Annotated in this window: 18 protein-coding genes and 1 tRNA gene; all 19 read left to right on the top strand. The window is 55.1% G+C overall.

Annotation, left to right across the window (positions count from 1 at the left end):
* A partial coding sequence (tuf, locus tag AB5Y83_RS02985) for an elongation factor Tu (RefSeq protein WP_115523187.1) occupies positions 1-1137 on the top strand: 1137 nt, incomplete at its 5' end.
* A 53-nt stretch (positions 1138-1190) separates the two neighbouring features.
* Positions 1191-1267, top strand: a tRNA-Trp gene (locus AB5Y83_RS02980).
* A 60-nt stretch (positions 1268-1327) separates the two neighbouring features.
* A complete protein-coding gene (gene secE, locus AB5Y83_RS02975; RefSeq protein WP_005306322.1) occupies positions 1328-1699 on the top strand; it encodes a preprotein translocase subunit SecE in 372 nt (123 codons plus the stop codon).
* A 9-nt stretch (positions 1700-1708) separates the two neighbouring features.
* Complete coding sequence (nusG, locus tag AB5Y83_RS02970) at positions 1709-2260, top strand: transcription termination/antitermination protein NusG (protein WP_005306318.1); 552 nt, start codon at positions 1709-1711, stop codon at positions 2258-2260.
* A 134-nt stretch (positions 2261-2394) separates the two neighbouring features.
* A complete protein-coding gene (gene rplK, locus AB5Y83_RS02965; RefSeq protein WP_005339887.1) occupies positions 2395-2823 on the top strand; it encodes a 50S ribosomal protein L11 in 429 nt (142 codons plus the stop codon).
* A 4-nt stretch (positions 2824-2827) separates the two neighbouring features.
* On the top strand, positions 2828-3529 hold the full coding sequence (rplA, locus tag AB5Y83_RS02960) for a 50S ribosomal protein L1 (protein ID WP_005339888.1): 702 nt from the start codon (positions 2828-2830) through the stop codon (positions 3527-3529).
* 256 nt (positions 3530-3785) lie between these two features.
* Positions 3786-4286 carry a 50S ribosomal protein L10 gene (gene rplJ / locus AB5Y83_RS02955; protein WP_005339895.1) on the top strand — a complete coding sequence of 167 codons (501 nt, stop codon included), beginning with the start codon at positions 3786-3788 and terminating at the stop codon, positions 4284-4286.
* 51 nt (positions 4287-4337) lie between these two features.
* Positions 4338-4703 (top strand): 50S ribosomal protein L7/L12, encoded by a 366-nt coding sequence (rplL, locus tag AB5Y83_RS02950; protein WP_005306304.1) that lies wholly within the window; start codon positions 4338-4340, stop codon positions 4701-4703.
* Between the two features lie 224 nt (positions 4704-4927).
* Positions 4928-8956 (top strand): DNA-directed RNA polymerase subunit beta, encoded by a 4029-nt coding sequence (gene rpoB / locus AB5Y83_RS02945; RefSeq protein WP_005339897.1) that lies wholly within the window; start codon positions 4928-4930, stop codon positions 8954-8956.
* Between the two features lie 91 nt (positions 8957-9047).
* Positions 9048-13352: a DNA-directed RNA polymerase subunit beta' gene (rpoC, locus tag AB5Y83_RS02940; protein ID WP_368174669.1), complete on the top strand. Its 4305-nt coding sequence runs from the start codon at positions 9048-9050 to the stop codon at positions 13350-13352.
* Between the two features lie 194 nt (positions 13353-13546).
* On the top strand, positions 13547-14263 hold the full coding sequence (locus tag AB5Y83_RS02935) for a transcriptional regulator (protein ID WP_005339902.1): 717 nt from the start codon (positions 13547-13549) through the stop codon (positions 14261-14263).
* 24 nt (positions 14264-14287) lie between these two features.
* Positions 14288-14668 carry a RidA family protein gene (locus AB5Y83_RS02930; RefSeq protein WP_005339904.1) on the top strand — a complete coding sequence of 127 codons (381 nt, stop codon included), beginning with the start codon at positions 14288-14290 and terminating at the stop codon, positions 14666-14668.
* Between the two features lie 84 nt (positions 14669-14752).
* Positions 14753-15145: a sulfurtransferase complex subunit TusD gene (gene tusD / locus AB5Y83_RS02925; protein ID WP_021229315.1), complete on the top strand. Its 393-nt coding sequence runs from the start codon at positions 14753-14755 to the stop codon at positions 15143-15145.
* Positions 15146-15153: 8 nt separating this feature from the next.
* Positions 15154-15513 (top strand): sulfurtransferase complex subunit TusC, encoded by a 360-nt coding sequence (gene tusC, locus AB5Y83_RS02920; RefSeq protein ID WP_021229316.1) that lies wholly within the window; start codon positions 15154-15156, stop codon positions 15511-15513.
* A gap of 7 nt (positions 15514-15520) precedes the next feature.
* Complete coding sequence (gene tusB, locus AB5Y83_RS02915) at positions 15521-15799, top strand: sulfurtransferase complex subunit TusB (RefSeq protein WP_279488737.1); 279 nt, start codon at positions 15521-15523, stop codon at positions 15797-15799.
* Between the two features lie 182 nt (positions 15800-15981).
* Positions 15982-16356 carry a 30S ribosomal protein S12 gene (rpsL, locus tag AB5Y83_RS02910; protein ID WP_005306278.1) on the top strand — a complete coding sequence of 125 codons (375 nt, stop codon included), beginning with the start codon at positions 15982-15984 and terminating at the stop codon, positions 16354-16356.
* A gap of 93 nt (positions 16357-16449) precedes the next feature.
* Complete coding sequence (gene rpsG / locus AB5Y83_RS02905; protein ID WP_005339911.1) at positions 16450-16920, top strand: 30S ribosomal protein S7; 471 nt, start codon at positions 16450-16452, stop codon at positions 16918-16920.
* A gap of 75 nt (positions 16921-16995) precedes the next feature.
* Entirely contained in the window at positions 16996-19101 is a 2106-nt protein-coding gene (gene fusA / locus AB5Y83_RS02900) for an elongation factor G (protein ID WP_021229318.1), read from the top strand.
* Positions 19102-19155: 54 nt separating this feature from the next.
* On the top strand, positions 19156-20312 hold a 1157-nt coding region (tuf, locus tag AB5Y83_RS02895), incomplete at its 3' end, for an elongation factor Tu (RefSeq protein WP_139441922.1).

The following is a 20312-nucleotide window of genomic DNA, read 5'->3' as shown; positions in this document are numbered from 1 at the left end:
ACCATCGGCCACGTTGACCACGGTAAAACCACCCTGACTGCAGCTATCACCAACGTGCTGGCCAAGCACTTCGGTGGTAAAGCTTTCGCCTTCGACCAGATCGACAAGGCACCGGAAGAGCGTGAGCGTGGCATCACCATCAACACCTCCCACGTAGAATACGACACCGCTACCCGTCACTACGCCCACGTAGATTGCCCGGGTCACGCCGACTACGTTAAAAACATGATCACCGGTGCTGCCCAGATGGACGGCGCGATCCTGGTAGTAGCAGCGACTGACGGCCCGATGCCGCAGACTCGTGAGCACATCCTGCTGGGTCGTCAGGTTGGTATCCCGTACATGATCGTGTTCATGAACAAGTGTGACATGGTTGATGACGAAGAGCTGCTCGAACTGGTTGAGATGGAAGTTCGTGAACTGCTGACCGAGTACGACTTCCCGGGTGATGACCTGCCGGTAGTTCGTGGTTCCGCACTGAAAGCGCTGGAAGGCGACGCTCAGTGGGAAGAGAAGATCATCGAGCTGGCTGGCCACCTGGATACCTACATCCCGGAGCCGGAGCGCGCGATTGACCAGCCGTTCCTGATGCCTATCGAAGACGTATTCTCTATCGCTGGCCGTGGTACCGTAGTTACCGGTCGTGTAGAGCGCGGTATCGTTAAAGTAGGTGAGACTGTAGAAATCGTTGGTATCAAAGATACCGTTTCTACCACCTGTACCGGTGTTGAAATGTTCCGTAAGCTGCTGGACGAAGGTCGTGCAGGCGAGAACATCGGCGCGCTGCTGCGTGGTGTTAAGCGTGAAGACGTAGAGCGTGGTCAGGTACTGGCCAAGCCGGGTTCTATCAAGCCGCACACCAAGTTCGAATCTGAAGTGTACGTGCTGTCCAAAGAGGAAGGTGGTCGTCATACCCCGTTCTTCAAAGGCTACCGTCCGCAGTTCTACTTCCGTACTACCGACGTGACCGGTACCATCGAACTGCCGGAAGGCGTAGAGATGGTAATGCCGGGCGACAACATCAAGATGGTTGTTACCCTGATTGCTCCGATCGCGATGGACGACGGCCTGCGTTTCGCTATCCGTGAAGGTGGCCGTACCGTAGGTGCCGGTGTTGTAGCCAGCGTAATCGCTTAATCTTTGGCTTACATAAATAAAGCAAAGCCCCTATAATAGGGGCTTTCTTGTGTAGGGGCGTAGTTCGAATTGGTAGAACAGCGGTCTCCAAAACCGATGGTTGCGGGTTCGAGTCCTGCCGCCCCTGCCATATACCTCGTCTCGTACGGGGCTTTTGTGTCTTTGGTTACGTCAGATACAGGTGGGTTGTATGAGTGTTAGTTCTGAGAGCCAGGGCGGAAGCAAGGATACCCTGCTTTGGGGCCTGGTTTTCATTATCCTGGCGGCCGCTGTAGTGGGTAATTACCTGCTCAACGATGTTGTCGCTGCCGTCCGCGCCCTGGGTGTGGTCGTTGTCATTGCTGCTGCCGGTGCAGTAGCCCTGCAAACCACCAAGGGAAAGGCAACACTGGCATTCGCCCGTGAGTCTCGCCTGGAAGTCCGCAAGGTCGTATGGCCGACCCGTCAGGAGGCCATTCAGACAACCCTGATTGTGCTGGCGGTGACCGCCGTGATGGGGCTGCTGCTGTTCGTTCTAGACGGTGCCTTGGTCTGGTTGGTCAACCTGATTACCGGTGTGTAAGGATAAGCCATGACTGAACAACGTGAACAACGTATGAGATGGTATGTCGTGCAGGCTTTTTCCGGCTATGAAGGCCGTGTAGCCAAATCCCTGCGTGAACATATCAAGATGCATGGCATGGAAGACATGTTCGGTGAAGTACTGGTCCCGACCGAAGAAGTGGTCGAGATGCGTGCTGGCCAGAAGCGCAAGAGTGAGCGCAAGTTTTTCCCGGGTTATGTCCTGGTCCAGATGATCATGGATGAAACCACATGGCACTTGGTGCGTAACGTACCGCGTGTAATGGGCTTCATCGGCGGTACTTCCGACCGTCCGGCACCGATCTCTGACAAAGAGGCCGATGCCATCCTGAACCGTCTGCAGGATGCCCACGACAAGCCGCGTCCGAAAACCCTGTTTGAACCGGGTGAAATGGTGCGGGTTGCCGATGGTCCGTTTGCCGACTTCAACGGTACCGTTGAAGAGGTCGATTATGAGAAGAGCCGTGTGAAGGTCTCTGTACTGATCTTCGGTCGTTCTACTCCTGTTGAACTGGATTTTGGTCAGGTCGAAAAAGGCTGATTGAATTCTGTACGTTTAACGGTTGTCAGGGGCAGCGAATATCTCTATAATTCGCTGCCCCTTTATTAGTTGGGGAGCCGTTTGCAGGAGCAAGTCTCCGAGGCGCTAGAACCCATTTTTGAGGTATTTTCCTAATGGCTAAGAAAGTCACAGCTTATATCAAGCTGCAGGTTGCTGCTGGTGCAGCCAACCCGTCTCCTCCCGTTGGTCCTGCACTGGGTCAACACGGTGTTAACATCATGGAATTCTGTAAGGCGTTCAACGCTCGTACAGAGAAGCTGGAAAAAGGTTCACCGACTCCGGTCGTGATCACCGTTTACAGCGACCGTTCCTTCACCTTCGAAACCAAGACTCCGCCTGCTTCTTTCCTGCTGAAGAAAGCTGCTGGCATCAAGTCTGGTTCTTCCAAGCCGAACAAAGACAAGGTTGGTAAGGTGACCGTTGCTCAGCTGCAAGAAATCGCCAAGACCAAAGAGCCGGATATGACTGGTGCCGATCTGGATGCAAAAGTACGTTGCATCGCAGGCTCCGCTCGTTCCATGGGTCTGGTAGTGGAGGATTAAGACAATGGCTAAACTTTCCAAGCGTATGCGCGTTATTCGCGAAAAAGTTGACGGTACCAAAGAGTACTCCATCAACGAAGCCATTGCCCTGCTGAAAGAACTGGCTACCGCCAAGTTCGTTGAAAGCGTTGACGTTGCTGTCAACCTGGGTATCGACGCTCGTAAATCTGACCAGAACGTACGTGGTGCTACTGTACTGCCGCACGGTACCGGTCGTGATGTACGCGTTGCCGTATTTACCCAAGGTGCCAACGCCGAAGCAGCTAAAGCTGCCGGTGCTGACCTGGTAGGTATGGATGACCTGGCCGATCTGGTTAAGAAAGGCGAGATGAACTTCGACGTAGTTATCGCATCCCCGGATGCCATGCGCGTTGTTGGTCAACTGGGTCAAATCCTGGGCCCGCGCGGCCTGATGCCGAACCCGAAAGTTGGTACTGTAACTCCTAACGTTGCCGAAGCTGTCAAGAACGCCAAGGCTGGTCAGGTTCGTTACCGTAACGACAAGAATGGTATCATCCATACCACTCTGGGTAAGGTTTCTTTCAACGAAGTTCAGCTGAAAGAAAACTTGGAAGCTCTGCTGGTTGCCCTGAAAAAAGGCAAGCCCTCTTCCGCCAAAGGTCAATTCATCAAGAAAGTCAGCATCTCCACCACCATGGGTGCCGGTGTTGCCGTAGACCAAGCTTCTCTGGAAGCTCAGGCCTAATTGATGGGTTTTACAAGGCGCAAAATTTAATCTATAATTTTGCGCCTTGATTGGTTGGGGGTTTCGACCTCCGTCCAAGACCGCAGGAGGCTGCAAAGCCTTAATGTTTCCTGCGTAGACGGTGCCGGAAACCCAGCGAGAAAGATTCTTTCTCTTCTGGAATCCTGCTACCGCATCGTTCCCCTCTGTTGTAAAGGTAGGGGGGATGTGTCAGTACTGGGTCAATAGACCCGGATTCAATCCAGGAGTTAAGCCAATGGCATTGGGACTCGAAGACAAAAAGGCAATTGTTGCTGAAGTCAACGAAGCTGCCAAAGGCGCTCTTTCTGCAGTTGTTGCCGATTCTCGCGGTGTAACTGTAGACAAGATGACCGTCCTGCGTAAAACCGCTCGTGAAGCCGGTGTGTACATGCGCGTTGTGCGTAACACCCTGCTGCGTCGCGCGGTAGAAGGTACCGAATACGAGTGCCTGAACGACGCATTTACCGGTCCTACCTTGATTGCTTTCTCTAACGAACACCCGGGCGCTGCTGCTCGTCTGTTCAAAGAGTTTGCCAAAGCGAACCAAAAGTTCGAAATCAAGGCTGGCGCTTTTAACGGTGAGTTTATCGCCGCAGCACAAATTGATCGTCTGGCCACGCTGCCGACTTACGAAGAAGCAATTGCGAAGTTGATGGCGACTATGAAAGAAGCCTCTGCTGGCAAGCTGGTTCGTACTATCGCTGCTGTTCGCGACCAGAAACAAGCTGCTGCTTGATTCTCGCCTATTTAGGCTGTTTGAGTTTATTCAACATCAGGAATTTTTGTCATGTCTATCACTAAAGACCAAATCATCGAAGCCGTTGCTTCCATGTCCGTAATGGAAGTTGTTGAGCTGATCGAAGCTATGGAAGAGAAGTTCGGTGTTTCTGCCGCTGCTGCCGTAATGGCTGGCCCGGCTGCTGCTGAAGCAGTAGAAGAGAAGACCGAGTTCGACGTAGTTCTGACTGCTGCTGGCGCCAACAAAGTTGCCGTTATCAAAGCCGTTCGTGGCGCTACCGGTCTGGGCCTGAAAGAAGCCAAAGATCTGGTAGAAGCTGCTCCGGCTAACCTGAAGGAAGGCGTGTCCAAGGACGAAGCTGAAGCTCTGAAGAAAGAGCTGGAAGCTGCCGGTGCTTCTGTTGAGATCAAATAATCTGCATTTATGTAGATTAGCCTGATAAAACAGGCTAGGGCTGGTGAATTTTTGTTCACCAGCCTTTTTGCGCTGTAGACTGAGAGCATTTCACACCGTTTACGACTCTCGGTGCACCAGCAATCCGGACTGTCTTCTTTCGTCCGGGCCAACACAAAACGGTGTTGAGACAGAGCTGTCCCGCGGGACAGAGTGGGTCACTTATCAGCGAGCTGAGGAACCCTATGGTTTACTCTTATACCGAAAAAAAACGCATTCGTAAGGACTTCGGTAAGCGAGACCAGGTACTGGACACGCCTTATCTGTTGTCCATTCAGCTGGACTCCTTCAAGCAGTTCATCGAGGCTGACCCGGAAGGTGAATATGGCCTAGAGGCCGCTTTCCGTAGCGTTTTCCCGATCACCAGTTACTCCGGTAGTGCTGAGCTTCAGTATGTCAGCTATCGCCTGGGTGAGCCGGTATTTGACGTAAAAGAATGCCAGATCCGTGGAGTGACCTACTCCGCGCCGCTGCGTGTCAAGCTTCGTATGGTTCTGTACGACCGTGAAGCAGCTGCCGGCACCGTCAAAGACATCAAGGAACAAGAAGTATACATGGGCGAAATTCCGCTCATGACCGAGAACGGCACCTTTGTTATCAATGGTACCGAGCGGGTTATCGTCTCCCAGCTGCACCGCAGCCCGGGCGTCTTCTTCGACCACGATAAAGGCAAAACTCATTCATCCGGTAAGGTACTGTATAACGCTCGCGTTATCCCCTACCGTGGCTCCTGGCTGGACTTCGAGTTTGATGCGAAAGACAACCTGTTTGTCCGTATCGACCGTCGTCGTAAACTGCCAGCATCCATTATTCTGCGCGCCCTGGACTTCACTTCCGAACAAATCCTGGCCACCTTCTTCGAGACCATCGGTTTTGAAGTAAAAGATGGCAAGTTGATGATGGATCTGGTGCCGGAGCGTCTGCGTGGTGAAACTGCGACCTTTGACATCGTGGCCAATGGCGCCGTGGTGGTTGAGACCGGTCGTCGTGTGACTGCGCGTCACATCCGTCAGTTGGAAAAAGATGCCGTTACCCAGATTGAGGTACCGGTTGAGTATGTTGTTGGCAAAGTTGCTGCCAAGGACTACGCACATCCGCAAACTGGCGAGATGGTCGTGACCGCCAACCAGGCACTGAGCCTGGAAGCGATCGCCAACCTGTCCCAAGCCGGCTTCAAGCATTTCGAGGTTCTGTTCACCAACGAACTGGATCACGGTGCCTACATGTCCGAGACCCTGCGTGTCGACTCCAGCTCCAACCGTTTGGAAGCGCTGGTCGAGATCTATCGCATGATGCGTCCGGGCGAGCCGCCTACTCGCGAAGCTGCAGAACAGCTGTTCGAAAACCTGTTCTTCTCCGCCGAGCGTTACGACCTGTCTACCGTAGGTCGGATGAAGTTCAACCGCCGTCTGGGTCGTGAAGACGAGACTGGCGCTGGTGTACTGACCAAAGACGACATCGTCGATGTGATGAAGCGCCTGATCGACATCCGTAACGGTAACGACGAAGTGGACGATATCGACCACTTGGGTAACCGTCGTATCCGTTCTGTCGGTGAAATGGCTGAAAACCAGTTCCGCGTCGGTCTGGTGCGTGTCGAGCGTGCAGTCAAGGAGCGTCTCTCCCTAGGCGACCTGGACACCCTCATGCCGCAGGATCTGATCAACGCCAAGCCGATCTCCGCCGCAGTCAAAGAGTTCTTTGGTTCCAGCCAGCTGTCCCAGTTCATGGACCAGAACAACCCGCTGTCCGAAGTGACCCACAAGCGTCGTATTTCCGCGCTGGGCCCGGGCGGTTTGACTCGTGAGCGTGCCGGCTTTGAAGTCCGAGACGTACATCCGACTCACTACGGTCGTCTGTGCCCTATCGAGACTCCTGAAGGTCCGAACATCGGTCTGATCAACTCTCTGTCCGTGTACTCTCGTACCAACGAGTACGGTTTCCTCGAGACCCCGTACCGCAAGGTCATTGACGGTGTGATCACCGACGAAGTGGACTACCTGTCTGCTATTGAAGAAGGCAAGTACGTGATCGCACAGGCTAACGCCGCGACCACCGAAGATGGCCGTCTGAAAGATGAATTGATCCCGTGCCGTCACAAAGGTGAATCCACCTTTATGAACGCCGACCAGATCCAGTATATGGACGTGAGCCCGCAGCAGATCGTATCTGTGGCAGCCGCTCTGATCCCGTTCCTGGAGCACGATGACGCGAACCGTGCATTGATGGGTTCAAACATGCAACGTCAGGCTGTACCGACTCTGCGTGCTGACAAGCCGCTTGTAGGTACTGGTATGGAACGCGCTGTGGCCGTTGACTCCGGTGTAACCGTAGTAGCCAAGCGTGGCGGCGTAATCGACTATGTCGATGCCTCCCGTATCGTCCTGAAGGTCAATGAAGATGAGCTGATGCCAGGCGAAGCCGGTATCGACATCTACAACCTGACCAAATACACCCGTTCCAACCAGAACACCTGTATCAACCAGCGTCCTTGCGTGATGTTGGGTGAGCCGGTCATGGCTGGCGACGTACTGGCTGACGGCCCGTCCACCGACCTGGGTGAACTGGCGCTCGGTCAGAACATGCGCGTCGCGTTCATGCCGTGGAACGGTTACAACTTCGAAGACTCGATCCTGGTGAACGAGCGTGTTGTTCAGGAAGATCGCCTGACCACCATCCATATCCAGGAACTGGCCTGTATCTCCCGTGACACCAAGCTGGGTCCGGAAGAGATCACTGCTGACATCCCGAACGTGGGTGAAGCCGCTCTGTCCAAGCTGGACGAGTCCGGTATCGTCTACGTGGGTGCCGAAGTGAAGGGCGGCGACATTCTGGTCGGTAAGGTAACCCCGAAAGGTGAAACCCAGCTGACGCCGGAAGAGAAGCTGCTGCGCGCCATCTTCGGTGAGAAGGCGTCCGATGTGAAGGACTCCTCCCTGCGTGTACCGAACGGTGTGTACGGTACCGTGGTTGACGTGCAAGTCTTTACCCGCGATGGCGTGGAAAAAGACAAGCGCGCCAAAGAAATCGAAGAGATGCAGCTGAAGGAAGCGAAGAAGGACTTGACCGAAGAGTTCAAGATCCTGGAAGACGGCATTTTCGGCCGTTCCCGCAACCTGCTGCTGGCCGCCGGTTACAGCGAAGATCGTCTGAACAAGCTCGATCGCTCCAAGTGGTTTGAACTGGCCATCGAAGACGAAGGCAAGCAGACCGAACTGGAACAGATCGCTGAACAGCACGTTGAGCTGAAAGCCGAGTTTGACAAGAAATTCGAGAACAAGCGTCGCAAGATTATCCAGGGTGATGATCTGGCGCCGGGCGTACTGAAAATCGTCAAGGTTTATCTGGCAGTCAAGCGTCGCATCCAGCCGGGTGACAAGATGGCGGGCCGTCACGGTAACAAGGGTGTTATCTCCAAGATCTGTCCGGTCGAGGATATGCCTCATGACGAGTTCGGCCGTCCGGTCGACATCGTACTGAACCCGTTGGGCGTACCATCCCGTATGAACATCGGTCAGATCCTCGAAGTGCACCTGGGCCTTGCGGCCAAGGGTATCGGCGAGAAGATCGATCGCATGGTCAAAGAGCAGCGCGAGCTGCACGAGATGCGCAACTTCCTGCAACAGGTCTATGACCTGGGCGAGAAGGACACCCAGCAAGTGAACATCGCCGAACTGTCTGACGACGACGTACGTACCCTGGTGGGTAACCTGCGTAAGGGTCTGCCGGTTGCTACTCCGGTCTTTGATGGTGCCAAAGAGCGCGAAATCAAAGCCCTGCTGAAGCTGGCCGATCTGCCGGAGTCCGGTCAGATTGATCTGTTCGATGGCCGTACCGGTAACCGCTTCGAGCGTAAAGTAACCGTTGGTTACATGTACATGCTCAAGCTGAACCACTTGGTCGACGACAAGATGCACGCGCGTTCTACCGGTTCTTACAGCCTGGTTACCCAGCAGCCGCTGGGTGGTAAGGCTCAGTTCGGTGGTCAGCGTTTCGGTGAGATGGAAGTGTGGGCCCTGGAGGCTTACGGTGCGGCATATACCCTGCAGGAAATGCTGACCGTCAAGTCTGACGATGTGAATGGCCGTACCAAGATGTATAAGAACATCGTGGATGGCGACCACCGTATGGAGCCGGGCATGCCCGAATCCTTCAACGTATTGCTGAAGGAAATCCGCTCTCTGGGTATCAACATCGAGCTGGACGAAGAGTAAGAGCTCGCTCTTATTGTTCGAGAATTGACGTGGGCGCCCCGCTGTTTTGGCAGCCGGGGCGCCGAGGTTAGACTCCTGACAGGGGAAACACGTGAAAGACTTACTCAAGTTTTTGAAGGCTCAGACCAAGACCGAAGAGTTTGACAGTATCAAGATCGGTCTGGCCTCTCCTGACATGATCCGCTCCTGGTCATTCGGTGAGGTCAAAAAGCCTGAGACCATCAACTACCGGACTTTCAAGCCGGAGCGTGATGGTCTGTTCTGCGCCCGTATCTTCGGACCGGTGAAGGACTACGAGTGTCTGTGCGGCAAGTACAAGCGCCTGAAACACCGTGGTGTGATCTGTGAGAAGTGCGGCGTTGAAGTGACCCAGACCAAGGTCCGTCGTGAGCGTATGGGCCACATCGAGCTGGCCAGCCCGACTGCCCACATCTGGTTCCTGAAGTCCCTGCCGTCCCGTATCGGTCTGCTGCTGGACATGACCCTGCGCGACATCGAGCGCGTGCTCTACTTCGAATCTTTCGTCGTAATCGAGCCGGGTATGACCAACCTCGAACGCAGCCAGATGCTCTCTGAAGAGCAGTACCTGGATGCGCTGGAAGAGTGGGGCGACGAATTTGACGCCAAGATGGGTGCCGAAGCAATCCTGGCATTGCTGCGCGCTATCGATCTGGAAGGTGAAGTCAAAACCATGCGTGAGGAGCTGGATCAAACCAACTCCGAGACCAAGCGCAAGAAGACCACCAAGCGTCTGAAGCTGATGGAAGCTTTCCTGCAGTCCGGCAACAAGCCGGAGTGGATGATCATGACAGTGCTGCCTGTGCTGCCGCCGGACCTGCGTCCGCTGGTACCGCTGGACGGCGGCCGTTTCGCGACTTCCGATCTGAACGATCTGTACCGTCGCGTGATCAACCGTAACAACCGCTTGAAGCGTCTGCTGGATCTGGCTGCTCCGGACATCATCGTGCGCAACGAAAAGCGTATGCTGCAAGAGTCCGTCGATGCCCTGCTGGATAACGGCCGTCGCGGTCGTGCCATCACCGGTTCCAACAAGCGCCCGCTGAAATCCCTGGCCGACATGATCAAGGGTAAGCAGGGTCGTTTCCGTCAGAACCTGCTCGGTAAGCGTGTCGACTACTCCGGTCGTTCCGTTATCACCGTAGGCCCGACTCTGCGTCTGCATCAGTGCGGTCTGCCGAAGAAGATGGCGCTGGAACTGTTCAAGCCGTTCATCTATGGCAAGCTGGAAACCCGCGGTCTGGCGACCACTATCAAGGCCGCCAAGAAGATGGTGGAGCGCGAGGAAGCTGTCGTTTGGGATATCCTGGACGAAGTGATCCGCGAGCACCCGGTTCTGCTGAACCGTGCACCGACCCTGCACCGTCTGGGTATCCAGGCATTCGAACCGACTCTGGTCGAAGGCAAGGCAATCCAGCTGCACCCGCTGGTTTGTGCTGCGTATAACGCGGACTTCGATGGTGACCAGATGGCGGTCCACGTACCGCTGACCCTGGAAGCCCAGCTGGAAGCGCGTGCGCTGATGATGTCTACCAACAACATCCTGTCGCCTGCTTCCGGTGAGCCGATCATCGTTCCTTCTCAGGACGTGGTCTTGGGTCTGTACTACATGACCCGTGCCCGTATCAACGCCAAAGGCGAAGGTATGGTGCTGGCCGGCCCGAAAGAAGCCGAGAAAGTATATCGCGCCGGTCTGGCCGATCTGCATGCTCGTGTGAAAGTACGCATTACCGAATACCTGCGTCAGGAAGACGGTTCTCTGCGTGAACACACCGAGATGAAGAACACCACCGTTGGTCGTGCGATCCTGAGCTTGATCCTGCCGAAAGGTATGGAATACGCCCTGATCGACGAGCCGAAGGTGCTGACTGCTGCAGAACAGGCTGATCTGGATGCCAATCCGCAGAACTGGATCAAGTGCGTATCCAACAAGGCGCTGGGCAAAAAGCTCATCTCCCGTCTGCTGAACACCTGCTATCGCAAGCAGGGCCTGAAGGACACCGTTATCTTCGCTGACCAGCTGATGTATACCGGTTTCCACTACGCGGCCCTGTCCGGTGCTTCTGTTGGTATCGATGACATGGTCATCCCGGATGCCAAGAAAGACATCATCGCGGCAGCCGAAGCCGAGGTTGCCGAGATCCAGGACCAGTTCCTGTCAGGTCTGGTAACTGCGGGCGAGCGTTACAACAAGGTTATCGATATCTGGGCCAGCGCCAACGAGCGCGTCTCCAAGGCCATGATGGAGAACTTGTCCAAAGAGCGTAACGTCAACTCGCTGGGTGAAGAAGAAGAGCAGGCCTCGTTCAACAGCATCTTTATGATGGCCGACTCTGGTGCGCGTGGTTCCGCCGCCCAGATCCGTCAGCTGGCCGGTATGCGTGGCCTGATGGCCAAGCCGGATGGCTCCATCATCGAGACCCCGATCATCGCGAACTTCCGCGAAGGTCTGAACGTACTGCAGTACTTTATCTCTACCCACGGTGCTCGTAAGGGTCTGGCGGATACTGCACTGAAGACTGCGAACTCCGGTTACCTGACTCGTCGTCTGGTGGACGTGGCGCAAGACATGGTGATCACCGAGGACGATTGCGGCACTACCGACGGTCTGTGGATGACTCCGCTGATCGAGGGTGGCGACGTGGTCGAGCCGCTGCGTGAGCGCGTGCTGGGTCGTGTGGTGGCAGAAGATGTCATCAAGCCGGGTACCGAGGACGAGATCCTGGTAGCTCGCAACACCCTGCTCGACGAGCAGCTGTGTGACCTGCTGGAGCGTAACTCCGTTGACCGTGTGAAGGTACGTTCTGCCATCACCTGTGAAACTGACTTCGGTAACTGTGCTCACTGCTACGGCCGTGATCTGGCCCGTGGTCACCTGGTTAACAAGGGTGAGGCAGTCGGTGTTATCGCCGCCCAGTCCATCGGTGAACCGGGTACCCAGCTGACGATGCGTACTTTCCACATCGGTGGTGCTGCATCTCGTGCCGCTGCTGAAAGCAGCATCCAGGTCAAGAACACCGGTACCATCAAGCTGCAGAACGCCAAGTTCGTTCACAACAGCGATGACAAACTGGTTATCACCTCACGTTCTACCGAACTGACCATCATGGACGACATGGGCCGTACCAAGGAAAGCCACAAGCTGCCTTACGGTTCCGTGCTGGAAGTGAAGGACGGCCAGGCCGTGAGCGCTGGCGAGACCGTTGCCAACTGGGATCCGCACACCCACCCGATCATCACCGAAGTGGCAGGTCGTCTGCAGTTCGAACACATGATCGATGGCGTGACCATCACTCGTCAGACCGACGAGCTGACCGGTCTCTCTTCTATCGTTGTTCTGGACGTCAACGAGCGTCCGAGCGCCGGTAAAGAGATGCGTCCGACCGTGAAACTGGTCGACCTGAACGGCAAAGACGTGATGATCCCGGGTACCGATGTAGCCGCCCAGTACTTCCTGCCGGGCAAGGCGATCGTGAACCTGGAAGATGGTGCCAACGTGGGCGTGGGTGACGCGGTAGCGCGTATCCCGCAAGAGTCCGGCGGTACCAAGGACATCACCGGTGGTCTGCCGCGCGTTGCGGATCTGTTCGAAGCACGTCAACCGAAGGAACCGGCAATTCTGGCCGAGATCTCCGGTACCATCTCCTTCGGGAAAGAGACCAAGGGCAAACGCCGTCTGGTCATCACCCCGACCGATGGTGGCAACGTCTACGAAGAGATGATTCCGAAGTGGCGTAACCTGAACGTGTTCGAAGGTGAAAAAGTTGAGAAGGGTGAAGTGCTGGCGGACGGTCCCGAGTCTGCTCACGACATCCTGCGTCTGCGTGGTATCAGCCCGGTCGCCAACTACATCGCCAACGAAGTGCAGGACGTTTACCGTCTGCAAGGCGTTAAGATCAACGACAAGCACATCGAAGTCATCGTTCGTCAGATGCTGCGCAAGTGCGAGATCCTGAGCGCTGGCGATACCGATCTGATCGAAGGCGAACAGGTCGAAGTGGCTCGTGTGAAGATTGCCAACCGTAAGCTGGTTGCCGAGGGCAAGACCCCTGCGACCTACCGTCATGTACTGATGGGTATTACCAAGGCATCTCTGAGCACCGAGTCCTTCATCTCCGCGGCTTCCTTCCAGGAAACCACTCGCGTTCTGACCGAAGCCGCCGTTGGTGGCAAGCGTGACGAACTGCGTGGCCTGAAAGAGAACGTCATCGTGGGTCGTCTGATCCCGGCTGGTACAGGCTTTGCCTACCACCACAGCCGGATCAACCAGCGTGCTGCCGCAGCTCGTGCTGTTGGTACCCCGCAGGTGACCGCTGATGATGCAGAGCAGAACCTGGCGGATCTGCTGAACGCAGCCGGTAGTTTCGACGAAGAGTAACTCGTCATCCGTGATTGAAAAGGGCTCCTTCAAGGAGCCCTTTTTGTTGGCCAATTCCTCGGCAAAGGTAGACGCAGCGCGGGTTTCAGGATGATCCAGAGCAAAGTTGTAGAGTAAAAAATCAAAAAAAGTTGACTTTACTCCCCTGCAATTTAAAACTCGGGAAAGTTGAATGGTTATTACAGGGGTAGAACATGACTGTCGGTATCGAGGAAGCCATGCTTCCCGAAGAACAGCTGATCAGCCGCACTTTTACAGATGAAGACAGGGAATTGTTGCGCTCATACGATGGGCTCATCGATGGCTTGGCCGAGCTGTTCGGCAAGCATTGTGAAGTGGTACTCCACTCCCTGGAAAATCTGCACGAGTCGGTGATCAAGATTGCCAACGGCTTCAATACCGGACGCACCCTCGGGGCGCCCATCACCGATCTCGCCCTGCGCATGCTCAAGGATATCGAGAGCACCGGCCAGGATTACACCCAGAGCTATTTCGCTCGCAGCCGTACCGGCGCGCTGATGAAGTCGAGCACCATCGCCATTCGCAACAGCGAGCGGCAAGTTGTGGGGCTTATCTGCATCAACCTGCACATCAATGCGCCTTTCCACGAGTTCGTGGCCGAATTTTTCCCAACGCCCCAGCAGGCAGCGCGTCAGTCACCAGAGACCTTCGCCAACAGTGTCGAAGAGCTGGTTGCCCAGACGGTGGATAACACCATCGACGAGATCAATCGCGATCCCACCGTGGCCAACAATGCCAAGAACCGCTTCATCGTGACCCAGCTGTTCGAGAAGGGCATTTTCGACATCAAGGATTCGATCAATCTGGTGGCGGACAAACTCAATATTTCAAAACATACCGTTTATCTTTACATCCGACAGCGCAAGCAGGGTGAAGACGAGAACGAGTAACTCATTCCAGAAGGGGATAGATGAATGGCTAAAGAAGTGATTGCAACCGACAAGGCGCCTGCCGCGATTGGTCCGTATGTTCAGGCTACCAAGGTTGGCGAGATGATCTTCACCTCCGGGCAGATCCCGCTCGATCCTGCCACCATGGAAATCGTGGCTGGCGGCATCGAAGAGCAGGCCGAGCGGGTGATGAAGAATCTGGTTGCCGTGTTGCACGCTGCGGGTGCTGATGCCAGCAAAGTGGTCAAAACCACCTGCTTCCTGAGCGACATGAACAACTTCGTTGCCTTCAATCAGGTCTATGCCCGCTACTTTGGCGATGCGGCGCCAGCCCGCTCCTGCGTAGAGGTGGCCCGTCTGCCGAAAGATGTGCTGGTCGAAGTTGAGGCGATTGCCCATCTCTGATCAACAGATCGAATCAAGCCCCTCCTGGCAGGGGCTTTTTTGTTTTTGGCGTAAAATGGACCGGGTCAGCACAGGAGTCCTGCTATGAGTCTGAGTTTTGCCATCCTGGTCACGGGGCCCGCCTATGGCACCCAGTCGGCCAGCACCGCCTATCGTTTTGCCCGCACCTTGTTGGCACAGGGGCATACCTTGTCCCACCTGTTCTTCTATCAGGACGGGGTCTGCAACGGCAACGGTTTGCATCTGCCTGCATCTGATGAGACTGACCTGGTGCGTCTGTGGCGAGAGCTGGCAGAAGAGCAGGGGATCCGTATCGACGTCTGTGTCGCCGCCGCCATGCGGCGCGGTGTGCTCGATGAGCAGGAGGCCAAGGGGGCAGGGCAGGTGCACTTCAATCTGCAAGCGCCATTTTGCCTGAGCGGTCTGGGCCAGTTGGCCGAGGCTGCGCTCACCGCCGATCGACTGGTTCAGTTCTAGGGGGAGTCATGAACAAGAAAATTGCCTTTATATGCAGTCGTGGCCCCCATGGCCATGCCGCCGGCCGGGAAGGACTGGATGCCCTGCTGGCCACCTCGGCCATGACCGATGAACTGGCCCTCTTCCTGATTGGGGACGGCGTGCTGCAACTGCTCAAGGAGCAGCAGCCTGCCGCCATTTTGCAGCGCCACTACGCGCCCACCTTCAAAATGCTGGAACTCTACGACATCGAAGAGGTCTATGTTTGTGCTGACTCGCTGGCAGAGCGTGGCGTGACAGTGGATGATCTGCTGATCCCCGTCGAGAGTCTGCCGCGCCAGGAACTGGCTCGGCGCTGGGCACAGTGTTCGACTCACATCAGCTTTTGAGGTCTCCATGTTGCATCTGATATTGAACTCTCCCTTTCAGAGTCAGGCTCTGGCAGAGGCGCTCTCATACCTTCAGCCCGAGGATGAGCTGGTACTGATGCAGGATGCCGTGATTGCGGCATCGGCTCCCCAGTGGAGCGCGCGGCTGGCGGGTCTCCCGCTTTATGTGATGCAGGAAGATCTGCAAGCTCGCGGTTTGCTGCATCGGGTGGGCAATGTGCTCGATATGGCGGGTTTGGTGGCACTGATTGCGCAAAAAGGTTCCCCGCGCACCTGGGGTGGCTGAGAAGCACATTTCCAAGAAAATTCAAGGTGATGTCGTGAAATCAAACGGATCCGAACTGCCCTTTTGTGACGCAAATTGTATAAATCTTGACTCCCCAGACAACAGGGCATAAAATTTCGCGTCCCCGTATCTGCGGGGAGGATTTTCCACACGTTTATGAAGTCATTATCAGGAGCCTTTTGATGGCAACTATTAACCAGTTGGTTCGCAAGCCACGCATCAAGCTCGTTGTGAAAAGCAACGTGCCGGCGCTGGAAGCGTGCCCTCAGAAGCGTGGCGTATGCACTCGTGTATATACCACCACCCCGAAGAAGCCTAACTCTGCACTGCGTAAAGTGTGCCGTGTACGTCTGACCAACGGCTTCGAAGTCACCTCCTACATCGGCGGTGAAGGTCACAACCTGCAAGAGCACTCTGTTGTTCTGATCCGTGGCGGTCGTGTAAAAGACTTGCCAGGTGTTCGTTATCACACCGTTCGTGGTGCGTTGGACTGTGCCGGTGTTAAAGACCGTAAGCAGGCTCGCTCCAAGTATGGCGTGAAGCGTCCTAAAGCTTAATGGTTCTCCGTTAAGTAAGGCCAAACGTTAATTCGTTTCTAGTTAGATAGCTTTCTAGTTTTGGGTAATCCCTGAAGTTACGGAGAATTTGAAATGCCAAGACGTCGTGTTGTTGGTCAGCGTAAAATCCTGCCAGATCCCAAGTTCGGATCAGAGCTGCTGGCTAAATTTGTCAACGTAGTAATGGTTGACGGTAAGAAATCTGTTGCAGAAGCCATTGTTTATGGCGCCCTGGACATCATTGCCACCAAATCTGGCAAAGAGCACCTGGCCGTATTCGAAGAAGCTCTGGATAACATTCGTCCGGCGGTCGAGGTTAAATCTCGTCGCGTCGGTGGTGCAACCTATCAGGTGCCGGTAGAAGTTCGTCCGGTACGTCGCAATGCCCTGGCAATGCGCTGGTTGGTTGATGCCGCTCGTAAACGTGGTGAAAAATCAATGGCTCAGCGTCTGGCTGGCGAGCTGCTGGATGCCGCTGACAATAAGGGTTCGTCTGTCAAGAAACGTGAAGACGTTCACCGTATGGCTGAAGCGAACAAAGCCTTCGCTCACTTCCGCTGGTAATCCGCTTGCGCAGGGTCTTTTGACTCTGCGCACCTTTAATTATCTAGGGACAAGCGCCTTAGTAAGAGGATGACAATGGCTCGTACAACCCCCATTGAGCGTTATCGTAACATCGGTATCTCCGCTCACATTGACGCCGGTAAGACTACTACTACCGAGCGCGTACTGTTTTACACCGGTGTAAGTCACAAGATCGGTGAAGTTCACGATGGCGCTGCCACCATGGACTGGATGGAACAGGAACAAGAGCGTGGTATCACCATCACCTCCGCCGCGACCACCGCTTTCTGGTCCGGTATGGGTAAACAGTTCCAACCGCACCGTATCAACATCATCGATACCCCGGGCCACGTTGACTTTACTATCGAAGTAGAGCGTTCAATGCGTGTTCTGGACGGTGCCGTGATGGTGTACTGTGCCGTAGGTGGCGTACAGCCACAGTCTGAAACCGTATGGCGTCAGGCTAACAAGTACAAGGTTCCCCGTATCGCGTTCGTCAACAAGATGGACCGTACCGGCGCCAACTTCCTGCGCTGCGTTGAGCACATCAAGACCCGTCTGAAAGGTACTCCGGTTCCCCTTCAGCTGAACATCGGCTCTGAAGAGAACTTCAAGGGCGTTGTTGACCTAGTCAAGATGAAAGCCATCAACTGGAATGAAGCTGATCAGGGCGTATCCTTCGATTACGAAGACGTCCCGGCCGAGTTGCTGGAACAGGCGCAAGAAATGCGCATGAATCTGGTTGAAGCCGCTGCTGAAGCGTCTGAAGACCTGATGGAAAAATACCTGGGCGGCGAAGAGCTGACCGAGGAAGAGATCAAAGGTGCTCTGCGTCAGCGCGTGCTGAACAACGAAATCATCCTGGTAACCTGTGGCTCCGCGTTCAAGAACAAGGGCGTACAGGCAATGCTGGATGCCGTGATCGAGTACCTGCCGGCTCCGACCGACGTTGCTGCTATCGACGGCCTGAAAATGGACGGCGAGACCAAAGACGAGCGTCACGCTTCTGATGACGAGCCGTTCTCTGCTCTGGCGTTCAAGATCGCTACCGACCCGTTCGTTGGTAACCTGACCTTCTTCCGTGTCTACTCTGGCGTGATCAACTCCGGTGACACCGTGCTGAACTCCGTCAAGGACAAGCGCGAGCGTTTTGGCCGTATCGTTCAGATGCATGCCAACAAGCGTGAAGAGATCAAAGAAGTACGCGCTGGTGACATCGCTGCTGCCATCGGTCTGAAAGACGTGACCACTGGTGACACCCTGTGTGACCCGAACGCACCGATCATCCTCGAGCGTATGGAATTCCCGGAGCCGGTAATTTCTATCGCGGTTGAGCCGAAAACCAAGGCTGACCAGGAGAAGATGGGTCTGGCACTGGGCCGTCTGGCTCAGGAAGATCCGTCCTTCCGCGTATGGACTGACGAAGAGTCAGGTCAAACCATCATCGCTGGTATGGGTGAGCTGCACCTGGACATCATCGTTGACCGTATGCGTCGCGAGTTCAAGGTTGAAGCCAACGTAGGTAAGCCGCAGGTTGCCTACCGTGAAACCATCCGTACCACCGTTAAAGACATCGAAGGCAAGCATGCCAAGCAGTCTGGTGGTCGCGGTCAGTACGGTCATGTTGTTATCGACATGTACCCGCTGGAAGAAGGCAAAGCCTACGAATTCGTCAACGACATCAAAGGTGGTGTCATTCCTGGTGAATTCATCCCGGGTGTTGATAAAGGTATCCGTGAGCAGCTCAAATCTGGTCCGCTGGCTGGTTACCCGGTTATGGATCTGGGTGTGCGTCTGCACTTCGGTTCTTACCACGATGTCGACTCTTCCGAACTGGCTTTCAAAATCGCTGCTTCCATGGCCTTTAAGGCTGGCTTCATGAAAGCCAACCCGGTTCTGCTCGAACCGATCATGAAAGTAGAAGTTGAAACTCCGGAAGATTACATGGGCGACGTTATCGGTGACCTGAACCGTCGTCGTGGCCTGATCGAAGGTATGGAAGATGGCCCGTCCGGCAAGATCGTACGTGCTCTGGTGCCGCTGGCCGAAATGTTCGGTTATGCAACTGCACTGCGTTCCGCTACCCAGGGTCGTGCTTCCTACGCCATGGAATTCGCCAAGTATCACGATGCACCGACCAACGTTGCACAAGCCGTGATCGAAGAGCGCAAATCCAAGTAATTTAAGATTCCCCGCCTACGACGGTAGGCGGGTTTAACCTAGAAGGACTACGTCGTGTCTAAAGAAAAATTTGAGCGTAATAAACCGCACGTAAACGTCGGCACCATCGGCCACGTTGACCACGGTAAAACCACCCTGACTGCAGCTATCACCAACGTGCTGGCCAAGCACTTCGGTGGTAAAGCTTTCGCCTTCGACCAGATCGACAAGGCACCGGAAGAGCGTGAGCGTGGCATCACCATCAACACCTCCCACGTAGAATACGACACCGCTACCCGTCACTACGCCCACGTAGATTGCCCGGGTCACGCCGACTACGTTAAAAACATGATCACCGGTGCTGCCCAGATGGACGGCGCGATCCTGGTAGTAGCAGCGACTGACGGCCCGATGCCGCAGACTCGTGAGCACATCCTGCTGGGTCGTCAGGTTGGTATCCCGTACATGATCGTGTTCATGAACAAGTGTGACATGGTTGATGACGAAGAGCTGCTCGAACTGGTTGAGATGGAAGTTCGTGAACTGCTGACCGAGTACGACTTCCCGGGTGATGACCTGCCGGTAGTTCGTGGTTCCGCACTGAAAGCGCTGGAAGGCGACGCTCAGTGGGAAGAGAAGATCATCGAGCTGGCTGGCCACCTGGATACCTACATCCCGGAGCCGGAGCGCGCGATTGACCAGCCGTTCCTGATGCCTATCGAAGACGTATTCTCTATCGCTGGCCGTGGTACCGTAGTTACCGGTCGTGTAGAGCGCGGTATCGTTAAAGTAGGTGAGACTGTAGAAATCGTTGGTATCAAAGATACCGTTTCTACCACCTGTACCGGTGTTGAAATGTTCCGTAAGCTGCTGGACGAAGGTCGTGCAGGCGAGAACATCGGCGCGCTGCTGCGTGGTGTTAAGCGTGAAGACGTAGAGCGTGGTCAGGTACTGGCCAAGCCGGGTTCTATCAAGCCGCACACCAAGTTCGAATCTGAAGTGTACGTGCTGTCCAAAGAGGAAGGTGGTCGTCATACCCCGTTCTTCAAAGGCTACCGTCCGCAGTTCTACTTCCGTACTACCGACGTGACCGGTACCATCGAACTGCCGGAAGGCGTAGAGATGGTAATGCCGGGCGACAACATCAAGATGGTTGTTACCCTGATTGCTCCGATCGCGATGGACGACGGCCTGCGTTTCGCTATCCGTGAAGGTGGCCGTACCGTAGGTGC

Source organism: Aeromonas sp. R5-4, assembly GCF_040908215.1.
In the GTDB taxonomy this organism is placed as follows: Bacteria; Pseudomonadota; Gammaproteobacteria; order Enterobacterales; family Aeromonadaceae; genus Aeromonas; species Aeromonas veronii.
Note: the sequence above shows the minus strand (reverse complement) of the source record. Positions and strands in the feature narration are given on the sequence as shown.

What these genes read in the sequence shown, in the direction of transcription:
- secE (WP_005306322.1), top strand. Translation starts at nt 1,328, where the DNA reads ATGAGTGTTAGTTCTGAGAGCCAGGGCGGAAGCAAGGATACCCTGCTT.
- nusG (WP_005306318.1), top strand. Translation starts at nt 1,709, where the DNA reads ATGACTGAACAACGTGAACAACGTATGAGATGGTATGTCGTGCAGGCT.
- rplK (WP_005339887.1), top strand. Translation starts at nt 2,395, where the DNA reads ATGGCTAAGAAAGTCACAGCTTATATCAAGCTGCAGGTTGCTGCTGGT.
- rplA (WP_005339888.1), top strand. Translation starts at nt 2,828, where the DNA reads ATGGCTAAACTTTCCAAGCGTATGCGCGTTATTCGCGAAAAAGTTGAC.
- rplJ (WP_005339895.1), top strand. Translation starts at nt 3,786, where the DNA reads ATGGCATTGGGACTCGAAGACAAAAAGGCAATTGTTGCTGAAGTCAAC.
- rplL (WP_005306304.1), top strand. Translation starts at nt 4,338, where the DNA reads ATGTCTATCACTAAAGACCAAATCATCGAAGCCGTTGCTTCCATGTCC.
- rpoB (WP_005339897.1), top strand. Translation starts at nt 4,928, where the DNA reads ATGGTTTACTCTTATACCGAAAAAAAACGCATTCGTAAGGACTTCGGT.
- AB5Y83_RS02935 (WP_005339902.1), top strand. Translation starts at nt 13,547, where the DNA reads ATGACTGTCGGTATCGAGGAAGCCATGCTTCCCGAAGAACAGCTGATC.
- AB5Y83_RS02930 (WP_005339904.1), top strand. Translation starts at nt 14,288, where the DNA reads ATGGCTAAAGAAGTGATTGCAACCGACAAGGCGCCTGCCGCGATTGGT.
- tusD (WP_021229315.1), top strand. Translation starts at nt 14,753, where the DNA reads ATGAGTCTGAGTTTTGCCATCCTGGTCACGGGGCCCGCCTATGGCACC.
- tusC (WP_021229316.1), top strand. Translation starts at nt 15,154, where the DNA reads ATGAACAAGAAAATTGCCTTTATATGCAGTCGTGGCCCCCATGGCCAT.
- tusB (WP_279488737.1), top strand. Translation starts at nt 15,521, where the DNA reads ATGTTGCATCTGATATTGAACTCTCCCTTTCAGAGTCAGGCTCTGGCA.
- rpsL (WP_005306278.1), top strand. Translation starts at nt 15,982, where the DNA reads ATGGCAACTATTAACCAGTTGGTTCGCAAGCCACGCATCAAGCTCGTT.
- rpsG (WP_005339911.1), top strand. Translation starts at nt 16,450, where the DNA reads ATGCCAAGACGTCGTGTTGTTGGTCAGCGTAAAATCCTGCCAGATCCC.
- fusA (WP_021229318.1), top strand. Translation starts at nt 16,996, where the DNA reads ATGGCTCGTACAACCCCCATTGAGCGTTATCGTAACATCGGTATCTCC.